Origin of the sequence: Neobacillus sp. NPDC058068 (assembly GCF_042885335.1) — a bacterium.
Taxonomy (GTDB): Bacteria; Bacillota; Bacilli; order Bacillales; family Cytobacillaceae; genus Neobacillus.
Window position 1 is genome coordinate 286,212 of the sequence record NZ_JBHVSI010000003.1, and the last position, 24,815, is coordinate 311,026.

17 protein-coding genes are annotated in these 24,815 nt (G+C 40.5%); 13 read left to right on the plus strand and 4 right to left on the minus strand.

The window, feature by feature from the left end; all coding sequences use genetic code 11:
• Positions 1-114 precede the first annotated feature (114 nt).
• Complete coding sequence (locus ACFVSW_RS05515; RefSeq protein WP_387313209.1) at positions 115-2,331, minus strand: glycerophosphodiester phosphodiesterase family protein; 2,217 nt, start codon at positions 2,329-2,331, stop codon at positions 115-117.
• A gap of 453 nt (positions 2,332-2,784) precedes the next feature.
• Here ACFVSW_RS05515 and ACFVSW_RS05520 point away from each other — a divergent pair, with 453 nt between their 5' ends.
• The 11 genes from ACFVSW_RS05520 to ACFVSW_RS05570 all read left to right on the plus strand — a co-directional run bounded on the left by ACFVSW_RS05520 (position 2,785) and on the right by ACFVSW_RS05570 (position 16,387).
• On the plus strand, positions 2,785-3,918 hold the full coding sequence (locus tag ACFVSW_RS05520; RefSeq protein WP_387313212.1) for an MGDG synthase family glycosyltransferase: 1,134 nt from the start codon (positions 2,785-2,787) through the stop codon (positions 3,916-3,918).
• An 80-nt stretch (positions 3,919-3,998) separates the two neighbouring features.
• Positions 3,999-5,414, plus strand: coding sequence for an MFS transporter (locus ACFVSW_RS05525; protein WP_387313214.1), 1,416 nt, complete (start codon positions 3,999-4,001; stop codon positions 5,412-5,414).
• Between the two features lie 74 nt (positions 5,415-5,488).
• Positions 5,489-7,420, plus strand: a complete 1,932-nt coding sequence (gene ltaS, locus ACFVSW_RS05530; RefSeq protein ID WP_387313217.1) for a lipoteichoic acid synthase — start codon at positions 5,489-5,491, stop codon at positions 7,418-7,420.
• A 267-nt stretch (positions 7,421-7,687) separates the two neighbouring features.
• The gene (locus tag ACFVSW_RS05535) at positions 7,688-8,623 is read left to right on the plus strand and encodes a metal ABC transporter solute-binding protein, Zn/Mn family (RefSeq protein WP_387313440.1); all 936 of its coding nucleotides are present in this window, start codon (positions 7,688-7,690) and stop codon (positions 8,621-8,623) included.
• A gap of 16 nt (positions 8,624-8,639) precedes the next feature.
• On the plus strand, positions 8,640-9,398 hold the full coding sequence (locus ACFVSW_RS05540) for a metal ABC transporter ATP-binding protein (protein ID WP_387313220.1): 759 nt from the start codon (positions 8,640-8,642) through the stop codon (positions 9,396-9,398).
• A gap of 5 nt (positions 9,399-9,403) precedes the next feature.
• Complete coding sequence (locus ACFVSW_RS05545) at positions 9,404-10,327, plus strand: metal ABC transporter permease (RefSeq protein WP_387313222.1); 924 nt, start codon at positions 9,404-9,406, stop codon at positions 10,325-10,327.
• Entirely contained in the window at positions 10,324-11,202 is an 879-nt protein-coding gene (locus ACFVSW_RS05550; protein ID WP_387313225.1) for a metal ABC transporter permease, read from the plus strand. The genes ACFVSW_RS05545 and ACFVSW_RS05550 overlap by 4 nt, the downstream gene beginning before the upstream one ends.
• Positions 11,203-11,539: 337 nt before the next feature.
• Positions 11,540-12,391, plus strand: coding sequence for a BglG family transcription antiterminator LicT (gene licT, locus ACFVSW_RS05555; RefSeq protein WP_387313228.1), 852 nt, complete (start codon positions 11,540-11,542; stop codon positions 12,389-12,391).
• Between the two features lie 215 nt (positions 12,392-12,606).
• Positions 12,607-14,463, plus strand: coding sequence for a beta-glucoside-specific PTS transporter subunit IIABC (locus ACFVSW_RS05560; RefSeq protein WP_387313230.1), 1,857 nt, complete (start codon positions 12,607-12,609; stop codon positions 14,461-14,463).
• A gap of 65 nt (positions 14,464-14,528) precedes the next feature.
• Positions 14,529-15,971, plus strand: a complete 1,443-nt coding sequence (locus ACFVSW_RS05565; protein ID WP_387313232.1) for a 6-phospho-beta-glucosidase — start codon at positions 14,529-14,531, stop codon at positions 15,969-15,971.
• Between the two features lie 131 nt (positions 15,972-16,102).
• Entirely contained in the window at positions 16,103-16,387 is a 285-nt protein-coding gene (locus tag ACFVSW_RS05570; protein ID WP_387313234.1) for an AbrB/MazE/SpoVT family DNA-binding domain-containing protein, read from the plus strand.
• Between the two features lie 115 nt (positions 16,388-16,502).
• Here ACFVSW_RS05570 and ACFVSW_RS05575 read toward each other — a convergent pair whose 3' ends face one another.
• Entirely contained in the window at positions 16,503-17,300 is a 798-nt protein-coding gene (locus tag ACFVSW_RS05575; RefSeq protein WP_387313236.1) for an N-acetylmuramoyl-L-alanine amidase, read from the minus strand.
• 345 nt (positions 17,301-17,645) lie between these two features.
• On the opposite strand from ACFVSW_RS05575, the gene ACFVSW_RS05580 reads away from it, so the two are divergent.
• Positions 17,646-18,092, plus strand: coding sequence for a VanZ family protein (locus ACFVSW_RS05580; RefSeq protein WP_387313239.1), 447 nt, complete (start codon positions 17,646-17,648; stop codon positions 18,090-18,092).
• 91 nt (positions 18,093-18,183) lie between these two features.
• Here the strand turns inward: ACFVSW_RS05580 and ACFVSW_RS05585 are convergent, their stop codons facing one another.
• Positions 18,184-18,675 carry a glutathione peroxidase gene (locus tag ACFVSW_RS05585; RefSeq protein ID WP_387313242.1) on the minus strand — a complete coding sequence of 164 codons (492 nt, stop codon included), beginning with the start codon at positions 18,673-18,675 and terminating at the stop codon, positions 18,184-18,186.
• 523 nt (positions 18,676-19,198) lie between these two features.
• Here ACFVSW_RS05585 and ACFVSW_RS05590 point away from each other — a divergent pair.
• Complete coding sequence (locus tag ACFVSW_RS05590; RefSeq protein ID WP_387313244.1) at positions 19,199-23,509, plus strand: S8 family serine peptidase; 4,311 nt, start codon at positions 19,199-19,201, stop codon at positions 23,507-23,509.
• Between the two features lie 125 nt (positions 23,510-23,634).
• Here the strand turns inward: ACFVSW_RS05590 and ACFVSW_RS05595 are convergent, their stop codons facing one another.
• Complete coding sequence (locus tag ACFVSW_RS05595; RefSeq protein WP_387313246.1) at positions 23,635-24,615, minus strand: LCP family protein; 981 nt, start codon at positions 24,613-24,615, stop codon at positions 23,635-23,637.
• Positions 24,616-24,815: the final 200 nt, after the last annotated feature.

The window sequence follows — 24,815 nt, forward strand, 5'->3', positions numbered from 1 at the left end:
TTAATGGAAAACAATAGCAGCACCATGTGAATTTTTCACATGGTGCCTGACACCTATAATGTGCAGATAAACAGCACTACTTTTAAAGCATAAGAACCGTCCCTTTGCTTCCTACTACTCTTCAAGTTGGAAAGCATGGCTGAAATGGATTTTTCCATTCTCATCGCGGATTTCTACTGTAGCTTGTTTATTTGCCGGATCTACCTGGAACACACCGAAGTTGAAAAAATCACCTTCCGCATACATGCTCTCTGGGCCAAAGGTGGGATCCAAAGTGCCAGGATTTATTTTTACTGCCCCAATCGGACCGCTGATTAGCTCGTGATAATCGGTTTTGCCGTCTTGATTGGCATCATATTTGATGACTTGGGCAAAATGGACATCGGTCGTGACGAAAAATACGTTCTTAATTCCTTTTTCCACGATAAAATCAGAGATTTTTTTGAACTCGTTCTCATACCCGGTAGGATCATTTGGGTTCACTTGATTTCCATTTGCCCATCCATCCCTGGCATTTGCTTTTCCGGTCGGAACAGAGATTGGGACAGAAGTAGCTACAAGTTTAACCTTAGCATCTGACTCGAGAAGCTGCTGCTGAAGCCATTTCAACTGTTCTTCCCCGAGCATTGTTTTATCCGGACCATCCGCTTTTGTATTGGGATCACGGTAACCTCGGTTGTTAAGTATCATCATATCAAGCGTATTTCCCCATGAATACGTATGGTAAAGCTTGTCCGCTGAACTGCGTTCCCCCGAAATTGGCCAATAATCCTTGAATGCACGTAAACCGGTCGGAGTTAACGATTCAGACGGGCCTGAAAAGTCATTGGTTACTTCATGGTCATCCCAGATAGAAAAGGTAGCAGTTTTTTGTAAAAGACTGCGTAATCCCGCATCTGTTCGATTTTCCTTATATTTCGCCCAAAAATCCTGTACGGTTTCGGATGGAGGATTAGGAACTGCCGGTGTCTTGTTATCAGCATAAATGGTATCCCCGCTGAACAGAAAGAAGTCCGGATTTAAGGCAGACATTGCCTGAAAAGTTTTATATGGCGGAATCTCTCCCTGACCGCCAGTATCTCCGCCCCAAACCATTGTCATTGGTTTTAGACTGTTTTGTTCTGGTGCTGTTTTGAAAGAACCGTTCACGGTATATTTGCTTGAAACAGTATGTGCGCGGTAATAATAGGTAGTATCAGGCTTTAATCCGTTGACAGGCACATTTACTGTGAAATCATGCTTTTCATCTGCATGACTGGTTTTGACGATGGAACCGTGTTTAAAGCTGGGGTCCGATGAAACCTCAAATTGAATATTGGCAGGTCCGTTTGCACGTGCCCATAATACGGCTGAAGAGTCGGTTACATCCCCGCTCGCTGCACCATGTGAAATAAACGGCTTATCCAGTAAATCTGCTAACAGGTCAGGGTTATTCGTGAATTCTCCATCAACACCAAGTGAAAGAAGGGCTGCCAAATCGTCCTGTGAATTGACCGTCCATGGATGGACAAGCAGTTGATTCTGATGTGCGGCTTCCATAAATGTTGGAACAACAAGTTCTTTACTAGGACCTACTCCGGCTGCGTATTCAGAGATGCGTTTGAATTCCTGATAGACATCCTTCCCTTTCAGCATATCGGCCGTGTAAAGTTGAATCAGCTTCACATTTGGCGCCATGGTTTTCAATTTGCGAAGGCTTTCCTCACTGAATGATTCGAGAATAAGATGCTTGTCCTTCAGCACATTCGTTTTTTTCAGGATATCAATCAACTTTTCTTCCATTCCAGGGTAGACATTTGGTGCTTTTGTTTCCATATAAAGGCCAACTTTTCCATTTCCTTTTTGTTTAACAAATTTAATCGCTTCTTCAAGAGTTGGTACGGGCTGTCCGACATATTCCTTTTTCGCCATGTTCGGAAATTTTGCGTTAAACCATGAACCTGCATCCAGACGTTTAATTTCATCCAGTGTAAAATCTTTCACTCGCCATGGTGCCCGGTCTGGATAGAGTTCCTTTGCATTTGTCGTTCTTTCAAGCGTATCATCGTGCAAGGCGATCAAGTGGCCGTCCTTCGTCATTTGTAAATCGAATTCCACATAATCTGCTTTCATTTGCATTGCCTGTTTATAGGCTGTCAGAGTATGCTCTGGGCCGTATGCAGAGGCACCGCGATGGGCAATGACTGCAACATCAGACGTAATTGAACGTAAGGTAGATTGTCCATTGTCAGTAACTATACCCTTTTCCGGGGCAGCTAAAACGGCCCAAGGAACACCTGAAGTTACCGTAAGGGATAGACAAGCAAGACCAGCGATCAAACTTTTTTTCATTTTCAATCAGCTCCTATATGGTTTGTGTCTGTCATAAATAAAGTTATAGGAGATTTGTAAAGATAATTTTGATATAATATTAATATTTCGTAAAAACAGAAAAAATAGTAAAATTTTATTATAAAATAATACGCTAATAGTAGCTTTGTGTGATAAATTCCCTACTCACAATGAAGCGAAGGACGGTGCTATTGCTTTTAAGTGGTTTTAGATTGTGAGAACCGCCCCTCTGTTTCCTCCCAAAAAATAAACCATTAATATATTCTTAAGAATATATTATTAAGAATATATTAATAAGGGAGGAATTGACAAAGTAAGTGGTACAATGGAATAAGGGTACCTGTCACATTCAGAAATGGGCAGAGGTCTAAGAAAGATGTGTGTGAGTATCCCCTGCTTATTTTTTTACAGCAGTTTGACAAGGGTTAACAATGTTAAGAGAGGGTCTTTTATATGACTAAAAAAATATTAATTATTTCTTCTGATAACACTGGTCATGGCCATAAAAGCATCACAGAATCCTTGTGTGAAAAGATTGGAATGGATCATGATAGTAAAGTGCATGTAGTAGATGGCTTTTCATTGGGTGGACATCCACTAATGAATATTGGCAAGACCTACGGGCCCATAACGAGAAGATCAGAAAATTTATGGGAGAAGGTATTTAACTATTCAGCAGAAAACCCAGAATTAATTGACAAATTTATCGAAATGCTTATAAGAAAAAATTTCTTGAAATTACTTGATGAAGAAAAACCCGATTTGATTTTATCTGTTCATCCAAATTTTAATGGCTCTATTTTGAATATTTTGGAAAAGGAATTTATCAAAATTCCATTTATTACGCTAATTGCCGACCTTGTGAACATATCGCCGCTATGGGCGGATAAGAGAGCAGACTATATCATCAGCCCCACTATTGAAGCGCGTGATAAGTGTATTGAGTATGGGGTGTCAGCTGAAAATATAAAAGTTGTAGGGTTCCCCGTTCGCTCGAGATTTTTTAGAAATAGCACAAATAAAAAAGTAAATTATCAAGTTGGCACACCTTTAAACTTCTTAATCATGAGCGGCGGTGAAGGTGTAGGGAATATGAAGAGTATTGCTGAGATTCTCTTTGATCAATTTGATTGTACGGTGAAAATTGTCGCAGGTAGAAATGCAAAGTTAAAGGCAGAGTTAGAGCAATCGCTTAAGGGGAAGTATGGAACTAAAGTGGATATTTACGGTTTTACTAAAGATATTCAAGATCTCATGTTTCAGGCAGATATCGCTTTTACAAGAGGAAGTCCAAATGTTATGTTTGAGGCGTTCGCTTCCAATACACCGATTATGATCACAGGTGCGTTACCTGGTCAAGAACAGGACAATCCAACCTTTGCTGAAAAATTAAATTTGGGTGTAATCTGCAAAGATCCAAGCCAGATTGAAACTAAAATTAACCAATTACTTGAAAATGATGCAGAAAAGCTGAATCATATCATCCATTGCCAAAGAAAGTTTATCAACTCTCGAGCTGCAGAAGAAATCATTCAATTTATGTTAGAAGTAGAAAATCGTTTTGAGTGGAAGCTACAGCTTGCTTAAAACGGTAAAAATGTATTTATTATGACTAAACAATAAAATAGTACCAGTTCATCTTACTAGATAAAGGTGTGTTCTTGTTTTTGAAAAGTACGAATCCTCACTTGGTATTCACCATATTTGTATTTATTGTCTTGGCTGCTTTTGATAATATCATCGTCGGATTATTTCCGCCACTATTTCAGTATATTGCAGACGATTTGCATGTGAAAATTGCTAAATTGGGGACGATTTCAGCTGTGAACATTTTAGTTACAGCTGTTTCTTCCGTTTTTTGGGGATATCTATCAGGAAAATTCAAACGTAAAAAACTGATTATCATCGGAACGTTGATTTGGGTTGTCTCCGTATTTTTGACATCGATTAGCCGGAGCTATGGAGAGCTTCTCTTTTATCAAATATTAACGGGAATAGGTTTAGGGTGTATTGCCTCTATTGGCTTTAGTGTATTAACTGATTCGATTCCATATCAGAAACGCGGGATGATTTTGAGCCTTTGGGGCATGGCCCAAGGCTTGGGAGGAATTGCAGGAGCCCTTTTGGCTTCTTTAACTGCAACCAGCACAAGTTGGAGATGGCCTTTTGAAATCGTCGGATTTATAGGCCTTTTTCTCATTATTTTATACCTTTTCGTAAAAGAACCTGCAAGGGGAGGAGCAGATCCTGAACTGAAAGGTCTCATGGAAAATAATCAATCATATCATTATGTTATTGAAGCAAAGCAAATTGTACCGATTTTATTAAAAGGAAGCAATCTGTATCTTTTCTTGCAGGCACTTTTTATGAATATTGCAACAGGCAGTCTCATATGGCTTCCAACCTTATATATTTTCAAAATTCAACAATTAGGTTACAGTGTAGAGACAGCGATGATTGCTTCGGGATACCTATATGCCATATTTCAAATTGGAGGAATTACATCTGTTTACTTTGGTCACCTTGGCGACAGATTTCAAAAGAAAACGTATAAAGGAAGGGCAATGTTAACCTCGTTCTTTGTATTTCTTACGATGCCCCTATACATACTAATGTTTATAATTCCTATGAACAATCTGCAGCTGCCTCATGACAATAATGCTTTAAGTATTTTCGTTAGTTTAATGGGTCAGCTATTCATGAACCCATGGATGGCTTTATTGTTTATTTTGTCTTTTTTTGCTTCGGCTGCTCAATCTGCAAACACACCAAACTGGCTCGCCCTTATTACCGAAGTAAATTTACCAGAGCATCGAGGGACAGCTTTTAGCATCGCCAATCTGTTCAATAGTTTAGGCAGAACCATTGGAAACGTAGGAGTCGGTATCGTGCTCGGCGTGATTTCGACTCGCTATCATGGACCAACTTCTTATATCATAACCTTAGCGGTCCTTCAAATTTTCCTCATTCCTTCAGCCATTTGTTATCTTTTAATGGCAAAAAAAAATATGTTGGATATACAGAAGGTGAAAGAAACACTGACGTTGCGATCAGGACCAGAACCGGAGCCGGATAAGGGCTAATAGGATTCGTGGGGTTGGAGACACATTTGAAAGTAGAAAAATAGTATATTACCTGGCTGGTGGAGGGAAGAAACGTGAATAACCTATTACAAAAGGGTCAAAGTATGTTTACGAGATATTTTGCCTTTTTCTATTTGGCTGTATTCCTCATTTGGATGAAAACATACATAGCACAAATAACGCAGTTTAGATTAGGCGTGGAAGGACCATTTCAGCACTTTCTCTTATTTATCAATCCTTTGGGAGCTTCCTTCCTTTTTTTAGGGCTTGCTCTCTTTTTTAAAGGACGAAAAAAGTATAGTTGGCTAATGGTCATTTATTTCCTTTTATCCGTTCTCTTGTATAGTAATATTTTGTATTATCGCTTCTTTAGTGACTTTATTACGTTACCGACGCTAACTCAAACAAAAAATGCTGGAGAAATTGGCGGCAGTGTCGTTTCCTTATTAAAACCTTATGACTTTTTATTCTTCATTGATTTCTTTCTGTTGCTGGCGTTACTTGCATCTCGTTTTATAACAATTGAAGTTAGAGATGTGAATCGCCGAAAGGTAGGTGCGTTATTTTCACTTTCATTGGCGATTTCTTGTGCCAATTTAGGTTTAGCGGAAATAGACCGACCTGAATTATTAACAAGAGGATTTGACCGGAATTATATTGTCAAATATTTAGGGATGTACAATTACACCATTTATGATGCAGTTCAAAGTACGCAAGCATCGGCACAAAGGGTAATGGCAAATAGCGACGATATTACAGAAGTCAATAATTATACGAAATCAAATTATGCTGAGCCAAATCCTGATTACTTTGGTTTAGGAAAGGGAATGAACGTCGTTTATTTCCATCTTGAGTCGTTCCAAAACTTCCTTATTGATTACAAATTACACGGAGAAGAAGTAACCCCATATTTAAATTCAATGACGAAGGATAAAAACACCGTTTATTTCGATAATTTTTTCCATCAGACGGCACATGGGAAAACGTCTGATGCAGAATTTATGTTGGAAAATTCATTATATGGATTACCCCAAGGTTCTGCTTTTATGACAAAAAGTTTAAACACGTACCAAGCGGCTCCTGCCATTTTAGGAACCCGTGGCTACACGTCTGCGGTCTTCCATGGGAATTCGGGGAGTTTCTGGAATCGTGATGAAATTTATAAATCGTTTGGATATGATAAGTTCTTTGATTCAAGTTACTACCAAATGGACCCTGAGGACCTAGCGCAATATGGGCTTATGGATAAGCCGTTTTTAAAGGAATCAATGCCGCTGTTAAAATCATTGCCTCAGCCATTTTATACTAAGTTCATAACAGTTACGAATCATTTTCCGTTCCCAATTGATAAAAAAGATGCGTCGATTAATCCACATACCACTGGTGTCCCATCTGTCGACTCGTACTTTCAGACTGCCCGCTATGCCGACGAAGCGTTAAAGCAGTTTTTTGCATCACTTGAGAAAGCTGGATTAATGGATCATACGATTATAATTATGTACGGTGACCATTATGGAATTTCAAAAGATAATAATAAGCAAATGGAGCAAGTTCTTGGAAAAGAAATTTCCCCTTTTGAAAGCACTGGCTTGCAGCGAGTACCGTTATTGATTCGCGCGCCAGGATTAGTTGGTGGAGTGAACCATGAATACGGCGGGCAAATTGATCTTCTTCCAACACTGCTTCACTTGTTAGGAATTGATACGAAAGAGTATGTCCAATTTGGTACAGACTTGTTTTCTAAACAGCATGATGATCTAATTCCTTTCCGAAATGGTGATTTTGTCAGTTCAACCATCACATCCATTGATGGAAAATTCTATGATTCAAAGACGGGAATGGAATTAGGCTTTGACAAGTTAGCAAAGGCTGAAAAAAATCGGAAAATGGCCGAGGAAAAATTATCGTTATCAGATCGAGTAGTAAATGGAGATTTATTACGTTTCCACAATCCCGAAGGTTTTGTTATAGTTGATCGTTCTAAATACAACTATCATCAGAAATAAAGAAGCAAGAGGATCCTTTCCTCTTGCTTTTTTTCATTTATCTTTTAATAAAATAGTTTTGTCTGAAGGATATCCAGGGCGCGGTCGATCGCCTTTAAGTTAGCGCTTCTGTTATTGTCGAAAAATTCCGACGGTTTTTTGTTGACCTTATCTTGGTTCTAGGTTAACATAAAAGTTGCACTAAGGAAAAATATTTTACACAGTATAAAAAACATGGCATAAGATAAAAAAATTGTGATAATGCTAGAATTGGAGGGTTTAATTTTGATGAAGACGATAAAAAAGTGGGCAATCGTGGGACTTGTCCTAGTGTTTTCATTAGTAGGCTGTTCCGCTGCAGACGTATCAAAGGAGAGGATAGAGAACGGGAAAATCCGTGTGACCACAACCATTGGAATGATTAATGACATCGTGGAAAATGTCGGTGGAGAGCACGTAGAAACAACAGGCTTAATGAAATCTGGCGTGGACCCGCATCTTTATAAAGCCTCACAAGGAGACATTAAGAAGTTGGATACAGCCGATATGATTTTTTACAATGGACTGCATTTAGAAGGGAAAATGGTTGATATTTTTGAAAAAATGGCTAAGAAAAAGCCTACCATTGCCGTCACGAAAAATATTCCTAAAGAAAAACTTCATTCAGCAAAGGATGGCTCCCAAGGCGTTGATCCTCATGTTTGGTTTAATGTGAAACATTGGATTTCCGCAACCGAAACGATCGGCGAGGAACTGTCCAAATTTGATCCGAAACACGCTGATGACTATAAACAAAACGCTGAAAAATATATTGATAAGTTAAGAGAGCTTGATGAATACGTAACAGAACAAATTGCCACAATCCCAGAACAGACTCGTGTCTTAGTGACTGCCCATGATGCCTTCGGTTATTTTGGCGAGGCCTATGCTATTAAAGTAATGGGACTTCAGGGAATTAGTACAGCTTCCGAATATGGATCAAAGGATGTTAGTGAACTACGAGACTATCTTGTCAAAAATAAAATTAAAGCCGTTTTTGTTGAATCAAGTGTTCCGAAAAAAGCGATCGAAGCTGTGATTGAAGGTGCAAAAGAAAAAGGACACGAAGTGAAAATTGGCGGCGAGCTCTTTTCGGACGCTATGGGAGCGGAAGGATCGGAGGAAGGGACCTATATAGGCATGGTTAGACACAATGTCGATACAATTGTGAATGCATTGAAATAAAAGGAGATGATTATGGATGGCGTTCCCACTTAAGGTAAACAATTTAACGGTTGCCTATCAGAAAAAACCTGTATTAGAGGATATTTCCTTTCGTGTTCCAGAAGGGAAACTGATTGGGATTATCGGACCGAACGGGGCCGGAAAATCGACGCTGATTAAAGCGATATTAGAACTAATCCCGTCCATTACTGGAGACGTGGCGATTTTTGGTGAATCCTATAAAAAAACACGAAAACGAGTAGGCTATGTGCCGCAGCGGGAATCAGTCGATTGGGATTTTCCTACGGATGCTCTCGATGTAGTGATGATGGGGAGATATGGGCATTTAGGGTGGTTTAGACGCCCCGATAAGAGAGATAAAGCGTATGCTATGGAATGTTTAAATCAAGTTGGCATGCGTTCGTATGCCCATCGCCAAATTAGCCAGCTCTCCGGCGGACAGCAGCAGCGGGTCTTTTTAGCAAGAGCACTTGCGCAGGACGCAGAAATTTATTTTATGGATGAGCCGTTTGTTGGAGTGGATGCGGCGACAGAAAAGGCGATTATTGCGCTGCTAATGAAGTTAAAAAGCCAAGGAAAAACCGTTCTCGTTGTCCATCACGATTTAAATACGGTGAAAGAATATTTTGATTGGATTATGCTCTTAAATGTCAAACTTATTGGCATCGGTCCTACGGAAGAGTTGTTTACGAAGGATTATTTACAGAAGACATATGGTGGGAGCTTAACCATGCTTGATTCGAACACATCGCCCATCATTGTCAGCCCGAGGTGATCAATATGAATTGGTTTTCGTTATTTTTAGACCCCAATACACAGTGGATTTTAATGGGATCGATGCTGTTAGGATTAAGCAGCGGTGTGATTGGAAGTTTTGCCTATTTACGAAAACAATCCTTAATGGGAGATGCCTTATCACATGCGGCTCTTCCGGGTGTGTGTCTGGCCTATATGGTAACGGGGACGAAGTCGATCTTTTTCTTTCTCATCGGTGCCATCATTGCCGGGATTTTGGCAACGGCAGCGATTGGCTATATTACGAGAAATTCGCGCATTAAACAAGACTCGGCATTAGGGATTATTTTAACCGTGTTTTTTGGGGTTGGAATTGTCCTCTTAACCCAAATCCAACATAGTAATAGCGGTAATCAAAGCGGGTTAGATAAATTTCTGTTTGGCCACGCTGCCTCGATGATTAAACTGGATGTTTACACGATTGCCGGGATTAGTGCTGTTCTTGTCGCCCTATGTTTCTTATTTTTTAAAGAATTTAAACTCCTTTCCTTTGATTCGGGTTTTGCAAAAGGAATCGGGCTGCCGACTATTCTTTTAGATCAATTTATGATGCTGCTGATTGTGACCGCTGTTGTCATTGGGATTCAGGCAGTGGGTGTCGTCTTAATGGCGGCTTTATTAATCACACCGGCGGTTGCGGCAAGGTATTGGACCGAGAAGCTGCATGTAATGGTCATCCTTGCCGGATTGTTTGGAGCTTTCAGCGGCTTTGTTGGTACGGTGGTTAGTTCCATGGTGAATAATCTGCCTACAGGTCCACTGATCGTCTTATCAGCAACGGTCCTATTTATTATTTCGGTCCTCGCTGCCCCGAATCGCGGCGTCTTAGCAAAAACTAGATTACGAGTGTCGGCCAAGAGTGAATATCAGCCACTCACTAACCAGAGAGTAAAGGAGAAATCCTTATGAATCACTTTTGGATCATCTTAATTGGGGCGCTAGTTGGGTCATCCTGCAGTATTTTAGGCTGTTTTCTCGTGTTAAGAAAAATGTCGATGATTGGCGATGCCATCAGCCATTCCGTCTTACCGGGGATTGTGATTGCCTTTTTAATCAGCGGCTCAAGAGACTCGCTGGTGATGATGTTTGGAGCTGCGGCCATCGGATTAGTCACCGTTTTTCTGATCCAGATGTTTCAAAACAGCGGTGTCCAGGCAGATGCCTCGATTGGCGTCGTCTTTACCGCGTTATTTGCGGTTGGCGTTGTGTTAATTAGTTTGTACACAAGGCAGGTAGATTTAGATTTAGACTGTGTGTTATATGGAGAAATCGCTTATGCCCCGTGGGATACATTGCATATAAACGGACAAAGTATCGGACCCAAAGCCGTTTGGGGAGTAGGAGCAAGCTTTCTCCTAAATATTCTCGTCATTAGTCTGTTTTATAAGCAGTTTAAAATCAGCACGTTTGATCCGGCACTAGCCGCTTCATTAGGAATTCCGGTCGTGTTTTTCCACTATTTATTAATGAGCTTAGTTTCAATCTCAACTGTTGCCTCTTTTGAAAGTGTAGGAGCAATCCTGGTGGTAGGGATGATTATAGTTCCGGCTGCCACCGCCTATTTATTAACAGATAAATTGAGCAGGATGATCATGATTAGTATCGCCTTAAGTATTGTCAGTTCGCTGCTCGGGTATTACGTTGCCTACCTTCTAGATGCATCGATCAGTGGAACGATGGTAGCGGTGACAGGCGTATTATTTATCGTAGCCTTGTTCTTCTCGCCAAAGCACGGGGTCTTTATTAAAAAATGGAGCAGGAAAAAATTGCTTCAGCAAAATTAAAGGAACGAGGCTCCTCGTCCCAATTACTTTAATAGGGATGCCATTATTTTGAAACTAAAAGTGTTGAATGGTGTTACAGTTAAACAATTATCCAGAGTAAAAGAAAAGGGACAGGGAGCCTGTCCTCATGGTCTTCCCGAGCCTCACTATTGACAAACATAAAGCAAAATGGTAAAAATGAAAGTAATCGGTTACATTTGAAAAGTGGATTGTTACTGTTCGGCAGGCAAAACCTAAGTTTGTGAAAGAATGACGGAAGTGTTATTCTTTTAACAAATTTGGGTTTTTTTATTTTTTATCCCTATCTTTCAAATAATTTAATCAAGGGCGAGTGGAAATGGAAATTAAGAAGATTTTAAACAATAATGTCGTCGTATCAAGTAATGAATTGAATCAAGAAATTGTCGTCATGGGAAGGGGCTTGGCCTTTCAGAAGAAAGTGGGCGAGACCATTGATCCGACTAAAATCGAGAAGACCTTTGTGTTGGAGACACATGGGATATCAGAAAAGCTGGCAAAATTATTACGGGATACGTCCGAAAAATACTTGAACATTTCTGCGAAACTTTTGGACTATGCCAGGTCCCATCTTCCTTACAAATTAGACGAATATTTATATGTTGCACTAACCGACCACATCAGCTTTGCCATTAGCAGGCATAAACAGGGAATTCATTTAAAAAATCCACTTCTATGGGAAATTCGGAAATATTATAAGCAGGAGTTTCAGATTGCCTTAAACGCTTTGGATATCATTGAAAACGATACGGGAATTCGATTTGATGAGGATGAGGCAGCTTCCATTGCCTTGCATTTAGTCAATAGCCAGCTATCGGGTGAGAACATGGCGGCCGCAGTACAAATTACCGAGATGGTAAGTACAGTTCTGAAAATTGTGAAATACCATTTTAAAATGGAATTGGATGAAAGTTCGGTAAATTATGAACGATTTTTAACTCATCTACGTTTTTTTGCCATCCGTTTTATTCGCAAAGAAAAAATGGAAGAGACGATGGATCTTTTCTTCTTTGATGAGATCAAGCTAAAATATACGGATGCTTATTCGTGCACGGAAAAAATTGCCGCTTATTTAGCTAATCAATTTAATTGGAGGATAACGAAGGATGAAGAAATCTATTTAACCGTTCATATTCATCGGGTGACAAGCCGCCATAAGATATCTAAGTAGGGAGAAATATTGTCAAAAAAATAAAAATCTCGTCGAGAAAGCGTTGACAAATCATGCTAGCACGTGCTATCTTATTGCTATAAAATAAATATTTATTTTTTTTAGGATTGTTACTGATTACGCAGGCAAAACCTAAATCATTTTACGATAAAACAGTTGTTTTTTATCGAATGATTTGGGTTTTGCCTTTTTTATTTATTTGGAGGTGTATAGAAATGGGCCGAGAAAAATTAGCAAGAGAAATTTTAGAATTAGTGGGTGGAGAAGAAAACGTAAATTCCCTCGTTCATTGTGCAACACGGTTACGGTTTGGTTTAAAAGATCAATCAAAAGCAAACAAAGAAAAATTACTAAAAACGGACGGGGTCATCACTGTTAAAGAAAGCGGCGGTCAATTCCAGGTAGTAGTTGGAAATAGTGTTCCAGAAGTTTATGCGGAAATTGGCAAAATATCCAACATATTAAACGACTCAAAGAAAAAAGAAAGTCCCTCAGACAATAAAAAAGGCAATGTTGTCGGCAAAGTAGTCGATGTTGTATCAAGCCTTTTTGCGCCGCTGCTCGGAGTAATGGCAGGTGCAGGTATTTTAAAAGGGTTGCTTTTACTCGCATCAAACTTTGGCTGGCTAGTGAATACAAGCACAACCTATACGATTTTATATGCAGCATCAGATGCCCTGTTTTATTTCTTACCAGTGTTGCTTGCGATTACAACAGCTAGAAAATTTGGCGGAAACATATTTGTGGCAGTGACGATTGCCGGTGCATTAATTTACCCTTCTATTGTCGCTTTAAAAGCTACGCCACCTGAAGGCGGAGTCAGTTTCCTTGGCATTCCAGTTACGATGATGAGTTATGCTTCAACCGTAGTGCCAATTATTTTATCGATCATTGTTATGAGCAAACTTGAAACATTTTTAAATCGTCGGATTCATGAAAGCATTAAAAACTTTTTGACACCGTTTATTTTACTAGTTGTCATGGTTCCTTTGACATTGATTGTATTTGGTCCTATTGGTGTTAGTGCAGGTAATGCAGTGGCAAATGCAATGGTCGCAGCATTTGCATGGAATCCAATTTTAGCCGGTGCGATTATGGGCGCCAGCTGGCAGTTGCTTGTTATGTTTGGTATTCACTGGGGATTGATCCCAGTTTTCATTAATAACATTGCGATATATGGAAAAGACGGTGTAAAACCAGCTGCTGCCGCTTCTGTTTTTGCCCAAACTGGTTCAGCCTTTGGTGTTATGTTAAAGACAAAAAACAAACGATTAAAAACATTGGCAGGCTCTACCGTAGTGACAGGATTATTCGGGATTACAGAACCAGCTATCTATGGTGTAACCTTACCTCTTAAAAAGCCATTTATTGCTGGGGTCATCGGGGCTGCAGTCGGAGGAGGGATAATTGGATTTGCGGGAACAAAAGCCTTTGCTTCTGGAGCTCCCGGATTATTAACTTTACCTATTTTCTACGGACCTGGGGGGGAAGGTTTTCCAGGGCTTATTATCGGGATTGTAACAGCATTTGTTGTCTCAGCGGCCATTACGTATATTCTTGGTTTTGAAGATCCTGTTGAAGAAAAGGAACAAGAAACCGTCAATAGCACCACAAAAAATAATGAAGAAATCCTTAGCCCGATTGAGGGAACAGTTGTAGCTCTTAAAGAAGTTAATGATCAAGTTTTCTCTTCGGAAGCAATGGGAAAAGGGTTTGCCATTCTTCCATCTGTTGGCCGTGTAGTTGCTCCAGTCGATGGTACCGTTTCTTCTTTCTTTAAAACAAGACATGCGATTGGGATTACATCTGAAGAAGGTGCTGAAATTTTAATCCATGTTGGTCTTGATACAGTCAAGTTGGATGGCGAATACTTTACGGCACATGTACAACAAGATGATCATGTAGAAGCTGGGGATTTATTATTAGAGTTTGACATGGCCAAAATCAAAGAAGCCGGTTTTGAAGTTATTACACCTGTTATCATAACAAACTCTTCCGATTATCAAATGGTTAATATTATAAAAAGCGGTGTAGTAACTGAAAAAGAGAGTATACTTGCGCTGCAACTATAAAAAAATATACGGTTTCGATTATTTGTCGGAACCGTATTTATGTAATAAATAAGGAGGATTTTTAAATGAAACATAATAAAACAAATCACTTCCCTAAAGACTTTTTATGGGGAGGGGCAATCGCCGCAAATCAAGCTGAAGGTGCCTATTTGGAAGATGGTAAAGGATTAACTATTGTTGATTTGCTACCAACTGGTGAAAACAGAAGAACGATAATGAAAGGGAACGTTCCGTCGCTTCGGCCGCAGGATGGGGAATTTTATCCGTCCCATGAAGCTATTGATTTTTATCATCATTACAAAGAGGATGTTGCCTTGTTTGCAGAAATGGGTTTCAAAGCTTTGCGTATTTCTCTTTCATGGGCAAGAATTTTCCCGAGTGGTGAGGAAACATCACTAAATGAATCAGGCTTACAATTTTATGATGATTTATTTGATGAATTAAAAAAATACAATATTGAACCTGTTGTCACTTTAGCTCATTTTGACGTTCCTGTTGCTTTAATTGAAAATTACGGCAGCTGGAGAAATCGAAAACTGGTTTCTTTATTTGAAATGTATGCTAAAACTGTTTTTACACGCTATAAAGATAAGGTAAAATATTGGCTCACCTTCAACGAAATTAATATGCTTCTTCACTTGCCTTTTTTGGGTGCCGGTCTTGTGTTTAAAGAAGGTGATAACCAAAAACAAATTCAATATCAAACAGCTCATCACCAATTACTGGGAAGTGCATTGGCGGTTAAAGCATGCCATGAAATCATTCCGGATGCAAAAATAGGATGTATGTTGGCGGCTGGCAGCTTTTATCCTTTTACATGTAATCCTGAAGATGTGTTTCAAGGTATGGAAAAAGACCGCGAATCCTACTTCTTTATCGATGTTCAATCTCGTGGAAAGTATCCTGCTTATGCAAACCGTTTCTTTAAAGATCATGGAATATCCATTGAAATGGAAACAAATGATGAGGAAATTCTAAAAGAAGGTACAGTTGATTATATTGGATTTAGCTATTATTCAAGTAGGACAACGAGTACAGATCCTGAGGTTATCAAAAACATGACAAGCGGGAATGTATTCGGTTCGGTTTCGAACCCTTATGTTGCAAAATCGGAATGGGGATGGACCATCGATCCTAAAGGATTCCGTATTACGGCAAATCAGCTGTATGATCGTTACCAAAAACCATTATTTGTTGTCGAAAATGGACTTGGTGCAGTTGATGATGTCACTCCAGAAGGCGAAGTCAATGACGATTACCGCATCGATTATTTACGAAAACACATCGCTGAAATGGCTGAAGCGATTGAGGATGGGGTAGAAATTCTCGGTTATACAAGCTGGGGCCCGATTGATCTCGTCAGCGCTTCATCTGGCGAGATGAAAAAACGCTACGGTTATATCTATGTCGATAAGGATAACGAGGGCAGCGGGTCACTGAAGAGAATCAAAAAGAAAAGCTTTGACTGGTACAAAAACGTCATAGCCACTAACGGGGCAGTACTATAACAGCAATGGGACGAGGGGACAGTAAACTGTCCCCTCGTCCCATTGTTCACAAAAATACCATTAGTAAAAATTACAAATAATTGTATTTTATGTTATAGTAAATTTAAAATGATAGGAAAGTTGGTAGATTTATGAAAAGTACTGGGATTGTCCGTAAGGTTGATGAGTTAGGCAGGATTGTGATTCCAAAGGAATTAAGAAATACGCTCGATATTCAAATTAAAGATCCATTAGAGATATTTGTCGAAGATCAGCGCATCATTTTACAAAAATATAAGCCTTCTAATGTTTGTGCAGTTACTGGAGAAGTTACAAGCAAAAATAAACTCTATCCTGGAGATATTATTCTAAGTCCAAAAGGGGCAGAAATTCTGTTTGAGCAATTAAAAGCAAATCTTCATGTAATAGGTTTATAGAGTTAAAAGAAAAGAGAGACAAGGGCAAACTGCTCTTTCTCTCTTTTTTTGATAGTCAAATAGATTTTCGATGTTCTGCGCAGACTTCGGACAGGTGAATCCATAATTCTTGCTACTATTTTTCACTGACAATGAATGCGTCCGAAATGCCGGCATTTTTGAGGTCAGTCAACCTTTTTTCTGCATTTTCACGATTTGCATAAGCTCCAGCTTGAACGCGGTACCAGGTCTCACCAGAGATTACGGTCGTATGGACAAACGATTCGATGCCTTTTGTTCCTAGTAAAGCGACACGGTCGTCCGCATTTTGTTTGGATTTGAACGAACCAGCGATAACTTTGTAAAGTAAACCAGAAACGGGGGGATTAGGTTTGAGTTTGAGGTTAAATGCCTTGGCAATTCCATTTACATGACCTTGAGCAGCCTGTTGGCGCCATGAAAATTGCTTCAACAGTGCGGTATCTTGCGGGTTATCAATAAAGCCATTTTCCGATAACAATGCGGGCATTGCGGACTCGCGGAGAACGTGAAAATTCGCTTTTTTCTTTCCACGGTCGCGAAGCTGATTCGTTTTTATTACTTCTGTATGAATGATTGTTTGATAGTTTGCTGTCGCTGAAGAGTCAGATATGCCGCTGTATATATAGTCCTCATATCCAGTTCCCCCGCCAGCGTTAATATGAACGGCTAGATAATAATCTGCGCCCCATGCGTTTGCCTCATTTGTTCGCTCGCTTAAGCCTTTTGTTGTATCGCTTGTCCGGCTCATTTTTACCTCTATATTTTCATAATTATTCTCTAATAGCGCGCGGATTTTAAGTGCTATATCTAAGGTAATATCCTTTTCATTTAATCCGTTGCCAGAGGCCCCAGGATCCGCGCCGCCATGACCAGGATCTAAATAAAGTTTCATATTTTCCCCTCCTTAAAAATTGATTCTATGTTAATAATGCTATGTGGAAGGTTTTACTTTGTTCGGGTGCTTGTCCTCAACAGGTAAATTTTATTAATGGTTCTTGAATTTAAGAAGGAAATAGTGACCGTCCGAGAAATCGGGAATGTGGTCACCAATAGGGTCATTGGAGCCCGGAAAGTGGGTGAAAAACGAGAAAGTGGTCACCAATAGAAGAATGTCTATTGCTTCGGGCACCGTTACTAAGAACTACCCTACCCGCTAACCTCATATTACTGAAACCGTCCCTCTTTATGTTATGCTGTAGTATATAATCCAAGGTTGGTAACGTAAGAGGTGGTTTGAATGGCAAAGTCAAAAAGATTCTGGGTGTTCGCGTTAATTATTTGGATGGCAATAATCTTTTTCTTCACCCAGCTGCCATATTTTACAGGGGAAAATACGTCCAAAGCCATTTTTAAGTTGTTTGCTGTGGAACATGATATCACTCAATCACCAGATGCAGGATGGGGTCTAATAAAGGCTGTTAATATTATTCTTAGAAAGGCGTCACATCTAACGGGATTTGGTATAATTGCCTTTTTGTTGTTTCAAGTGTTCAGGAACTTTCGATATCCCTATCTCCTTTCGTGGTTTCTTACGTTCCTGTATGCGATAACAGATGAATGGCACCAATCGTTTATGCCGGGCAGAACTGCCTCATTTCAAGATGTATTGATTGATGGTCTAGGGGCATTCATCGCCTTGCTGCTTACATTTTTATTTTCCTCGCGAAAAAGAAAAACCCAGTAGTAAAGGTAACGTTTGATTTTCCAAAAGTGCCGTTATACGAAGAAAGAATCCCAATCACAAAAGTGACTGGGATTCTTTGGGTTTCTATGATCTAAACATTGGATAACGACAATAATTTTTTTAAGTCATCCTCAATGCTGCTTGGTTCGGTAGTCGGTGCATAGCGTTCAACGACCTGGCCGTTCTGGTTGATAAGGAATTTGGTGAAATTCCATTTGATATTTTTGGTGAGGAGGCCTCTTTTCTGTTCTTTTAAAAAAGTGAATAAAGGATCAGCATGATCGCCATTTACATCGACTTTTGCGAAGATTGGAAAGGTTACACCGTAGTTCCTCTGGCAAAACTGAGTCGTTTCTTCAATAGCAGCAAATTCCTGATTGTTGAATTGTGCACATGGGAAGCCTAAAATCATTAACCCGTGTTCGTTGTATTTCTCATATAATTCTTGGAGTCCCTTAAATTGGGGAGTAAAACCGCATTTGCTGGCGGTGTTTACAACTAGTAAGGGCTTGCCCTCGTATTCCTTTAATGCTTTCTCCTCACCATTGGTCATCTTCACCTGAAAATCATAAACCGTTTTCATGGCGCTCCGCCTCCTCATTTTCACCCTAAATTAATTTGAATTCCTTTTTGTGGTAAGTTATCGCTAGTTTAATCTTAAGCGATTTATTCAATCAATACAAAACTAATGCTTGATGTCTCCTATGGATCGGAGACATTTTGTTCTTTGTGGGAAAATAAAACTATTTCATCACAAAATTCCAATATTTAGCAACTTTAACCAATCAAATGGACTAGGAATAATGAATCTTTTTTTTAAAAAATAGAAATTTATTGGGCTAGAAAGACCAAGAAAATGGACCGAAGGATATATTTTGGATAGGAAACAAGTACTGTCGACCTTCATTTGGACTAATTTACCAATTTTCCCAACACCAACTAAACTACCAATTTCTAATAATTGGAATTTCTATGACGAAATTCGACACAAATACAAGCCGTAAAGGGCTATTTTTAAAGTAGCACCTAGAAATTGACATATAGTAGGCGCCAGGAAGGAGGGTAGTAGATTCATTGATTAGGAAAATACTTAGGGGGGTAAGAGGATGAGAAGAAAGCAACGCCAGTGGTTATCGATTCTGCTCACCGCGATTCTAGTGTTGCCACTAATGATGCAGCCGCAAATGAATGTCGGCGCGGCAACAAAAGGGGCCAGTGTTTCAGTCAAAGATGAGCTAACTCCAAATCAAAAAGTAACGAATAAGTTGTACAAACAATTTGCTGATCAGGATAAAGTCACCTTTCTCATTAAAATGAAAGAACAGGTAGATGCTGCAAAAGTTGCAAAGGCAGCGGAAGACAAAGCTAAACTGCAGAAGGCAACACCTGCAAAAACAAAATCATTGAAGCGAAACACAATTGTTTCCGAGTTAAAAGCAACGGCACAGGGAACACAGACTGACGTGTTAGCGTTTCTTGAGGAGCAAGTGAAGGCTGGAAAGGCGAAGGATGTACATTCCTATTATATCGTGAATGCGATTGCGGTAACAGCAACGCAAGAGGTAATGGAAAAGGCAGCGGCTTTTCTAGAGGTTGAAAAAATCCTCCCGAACGAAACAAGACAATTGTTCGTTCCGGAAAAATCTGCAGGTACCGCTGTACAAGAACCGGCTGCTGGAACCAATGCGATTGAATGGAATATTGACCGTGTAGGAGCCCCGGCAGTATGGGCAATGGGGATTGATGGCAGCGGTGTTGTTGTTGGATCGATTGATACCGGGGTTCAATGGAATCATCCGGCATTAAAAGGAAAATACCGCGGCTATAATCCGTCTACAGATCAAGTGGATAATACGTATAGCTGGCTTGACGCAACTCGAGGTCAAACTACACCATATGATGATCTCGGTCATGGAACACATACAATGGGAACAATGGTTGGCTCAGAGCCGAATGGCTCAAATGCGATTGGTGTCGCACCGGGTGCAAAGTGGATTGCGGTAAAAGCATTCACATCAGCTGGCGGCACGGACGCAGATTTGTTAAGAGCGGGTGAATGGATGATTGCCCCAGGGGGAAACCCTGATAAGGCACCAGATGTTGTTAATAATTCATGGGGCGGAGGTCCCGGACTTGATGAGTGGTACCGTCCGATGGTTCGGGCATGGAAAGCAGCAGAAATCTTCCCAGAATTCTCTGCTGGAAATACAACCTTAAGTAATCCTGGAGGACCTGGATCTGTTGCTAACCCAGCAAACTACCCAGAGTCATTTGCAACAGGAGCTACTGATATTAACAACAAACTTGGTAGCTTTTCCTTACTTGGACCATCTCCATATGGGGAAATCAAACCTGAGATTGCGGCACCTGGTGTCAATATTCGTTCTTCCGTTCCAGGAAGCAGCTATGAAGGCGGATGGAATGGAACCTCGATGGCCGGACCACATGTATCAGCGGCAATTGCTTTATTGAAGCAAGCAAATGCAAGTTTAACAGTGGATGATTTAGAAAGAATTTTACAATCATCAGCTATTCCTTTAACAGACAGCAAATATCCAGAGTCACCAAATAACGGTTATGGCTCAGGATTATTGAATGTATACGATGCCGTTTCTTCGGTGATGACCGGTTTAGGGAAAATAAAAGGACAGGTAACGAAAGAAGGAGACGACAGTGAAGCACCGGTGTTAACGCATTCTGCGCCTGCCACGGTTTTTGCAGGAATGCCGCTAACGTTAGAAGCTTCAGCTGCCGACAATATTAGTGTAACAGATGTATCACTCCAATATCAAAAGCAAGATGGTTCATGGACAACTGTTCCTGCCCAAAGAACTAGCGGCGATTACAAAAACGGAACGTACCAGGTGAATATTCCAGGTGCAGAGATTTCGGGAAATGCTTTCGTTTACAAATGGAAAGCAGTTGACTTTGGTGGAAATGAAACGGTAAGTGAACATAGAATCACCGTGCTTCCGGGAATTACGGTCGGCTATTTCCAAGATTTCGAAAGTAATCGGGACGGATGGACTTCTTATGGAGCCAATGATCCATGGCAGTGGGGTAAGCCGACAAGCGGCCCTAGCAAAGCCTTCTCTGGTGAAAAAGTCTATGCGACTAATCTCAGCGGAGCCTACGCGAACAGCACAAATGCGTCCTTACAGATGCCGCCAATTGATTTACCACAAGGAAATAGCTACCTGCAATTCAAGCAATGGTACGAACTTGAAAGAAACTATGATTTCGGCCATGTTTATGTTTCAACAGATGCCGTAAACTGGGTTCAAAAGCTTCGTGTCAATGATCTGTCAAATGGTTGGATTGATGGTCAAGTCGATTTAAGTGAATATGCAGGCCAACGAATTTATATTGCTTTCAATCTGAAAACAGATGGCAGTGTAACGAAGCTCGGCTGGTATTTAGACGATGTTCGTCTAACAAATACTCCTCTTGCAACATCACAAACAGCAGACACTGTTGCAGCTGATAATAATGACAGTTCTTCATCGACTGACATGAAAAAGGAAAAGGTCAATCCGGATAAGTTCACAATGATGATGCCTGAGAAGAAAAAAGAGGCAAGCGCTGAAAAGGCAACTGCTCCAATGCTTTTACCAATGCAGGCGCAAGTAACGGTGTTAGAATCCGGCCGTTCCGTTAACACTAACCCTGCAAATGGAGGCTTTGAGTTTACCCATGCGACAGGAACGTTTACAGTCATTGCCGAAAGCTATGGCTATCATTCACAAACAAAAACAGTAACGGTTGACCGGGACGGAGAAACAACAGCGAACTTTACGCTTCAGGAATTAGCGAAGGGTACTGTATCTGGTACGATTAAGAATCAAGCATCAGGACAGCCGGTAGCCGGCGCGACAGTATATGTTGTCGAAGACGCAGCGGTTCAGCCTGTCCAAACAGATGCAAACGGACATTTTACGATCACAGCCTATGAAGGTGACTATACACTTAAAGTCATTGCACCACACTATTATAGTCAGGAAGCAACAATTAAACTTAAAGGAAATATCGAGAAGAATTTTGATATCAAGCCTTTCATCGGTTTCCCTAGTGAAATCGGCTATGATGATGGAACTGCAGAAAACGCCAGAGCATTTTACGATGCCGGAAATGGCTGGGCTGTAAAAATGTCACTAGCAAAAGGGCATAAAAAGGCATTAGTCACCGGCGGCTTGTTCCGCTTCTGGACTTCTGAATGGCCAGTTCCAGGCGGCACTGCCTTTAAGGTAGCGGTTTATGATGCATCTGGAGTTGATGGTGCACCTGGTAAAAAACTAGCCGGTCCTTTTGATGCGACGGCACTTCGAAATGGTCAGTGGACGTTAGTGGATTTAAGCAGCCACGGAATCCTTGTTGAAGGAGATTTCTATATCGTCTACATCCAAGGAGATGTCAATACGAAGTCACCTGGTCTGGCAACAGATGAGAATGGTCCAAATGCGAAGCGAAGCTGGCAGCTAGTTGGCGGCGCATGGACACCATCACCAGAAGCTGAAGGCAACTATATGATTCGTGCCGTCGTTGATTATGAAGTAACGGCACCATCGATTACCTCACCTGTTGACGGAACATTTACTAACGTTGAAACGGTAACTGTGAAAGGGCAAGCAGCGCCGACGACAAAGGTTCATATTTTTAATAAAGGCGCAGAAGTCGCTTCCGTTGATGCAAACGGTGATGGCAGCTATGCGGTCAATGTGAAACTCAATAAGAGTGAGAACCAATTAACGGCAAAGGCTTCCACATCGCAAGGGATGACCGATGCCTCCGCACCTGTAACAGTAACCTTTGATGCTGATGCGCCAGAGTTAACGATTGACTCACCGTCAAACGGAACGAAAATGAATACGGAAACGGTCACGGTTAAAGGAAAAGTGAAGGATGATCATTTGAATTTCGTCCTTGTTAATGGCACAACCGCTAAAGTTGAAAACGGCACCTATTCGGCTAGAATCATGCTGGATGAAGGAATCAACCAAATCAACGTTACCGCCAAAGATAAGGCCGGAAACACGACAGAAAAATCAGTCAAAGTGGATGTGAAGTACACAGCTCCACAAATCAAAAATCTAAAACCAACGCAAGATATGGAATTGAAGAAAGGCGAAAGTGTCAAGATTGAGTTCACAAGTGAACCGGGCTTGAAAACATCCTTCTTCATTCATATGCCGTTGACACAAACGAATTCAGTTCAAGCGCAAGTGGCGAATGCGACAGAGCTTCCAATGATGGAGGTTTCAGCTGGATATTATGTCGGCTATTACACAGCTACGAAGGACATGAAAGCCGCAGGTGCAGTCATTGAGGTGAAGGCTGTAGATTCCTATGGCAATGAATCAAGACAAACAGCTGACGGAAAATTGTACATTAATGAGAAGATTAAAAAGGCGAATAACTAAGGAACGTTAGCAACATTAAAAAGGGGCATTTCCACTTTATGTGGCAGCGCTCCTTTTTCATTAATCGGTTCTTGGATAAAAAAAACAGACCAATCGGAGACGGACTCCCATTGGTCTGTTTTATGTTAAAAATATTTAGAGGTTAGTTCTTCAATTTTCTCCGGGTCAATGACTAATTGATAGTTATTGGCTTTAAGGATGTCATCGTACATTCTTTTGCCTTCGCCTTCGATTTGATGATATTCCAATTGGGTGTCAGGGTTGAAATTCTTAGCCGCTAATCCCAGGCTTAACATATCAGACGTTGACATATTTGTTGCAATGACAAAATCGGGAACTGATTTTACTAATGAAGGCAGGTTGCCGATGCTGCTTGGGCTCAACGCCTTCTTGGCAAGTCCTTTTAAGGCTTCCTCCTGCATGCGCTGGCGGCTATATTCTCCGTCCGCAAGGGAGTAGCGCTCATGAACAACTTCGGCCACCATTTTTCCATCTAAAAAATGAGAACCTGCGGTAATCACTTTATTCTTATTTTCGCTGTACCATGGATGGGTTAATTTTACATCATAGGGTACATTCATATCAATGCCGCCGACAGCATCGACCAAGGCTTGAAAGCCCCAATAATTGGTTTCAACATAATAGTTAATCGGAACGCCTACTAAATCGCTGACCGCACTTACGGCTGCTTCCACTCCAGCTTGTGCCCCTTTTTCGGATTGCATAATATATTGAACACTTGTTAGTTTCGTATAGCCATAGCCATCTAAATGAACACGTGTATCACGAGGGATACTAACAGCTTCAAACTTCTGTTGTTTTAAATCAACATGGACGAGGATCATGGAGTCAGAGTGACCAATTTTTTCGTCTTTTCGTTGGTCGGAGCCAAGTAACAGCAGGTTAAAAACCGGCTCTTTTATTTCAGTGGTTGCTACTGGGGTTGCCGAATTTGATGTGCCTGAACTGACGACTGGCACTGTTTTAAAATGATTCTTCGGTTGTAGCTGATAATATTCATATCCGAAAACAGCCATTCCTATAATAAAAATTCCCAAAACGCTAAAACCGACAATCTTCCATTTGCGTTTACGCTTATTTTTCATTCTGTCCTCCGCCCGAAACTGTATTATACTGAATTTCATTGTAATGGATTAATTTTATGAAAAATAGAGTATGGATGCAACAGATTTCTCTTGGAAAGTCGACAAAAATTGTGACAAATTTCCCATCCCGTAACAATTAACATGGATAGTGAATTTGTCTCTTCAGATAATCTATTTTCGCACCTAAGCTTCATCCCTGA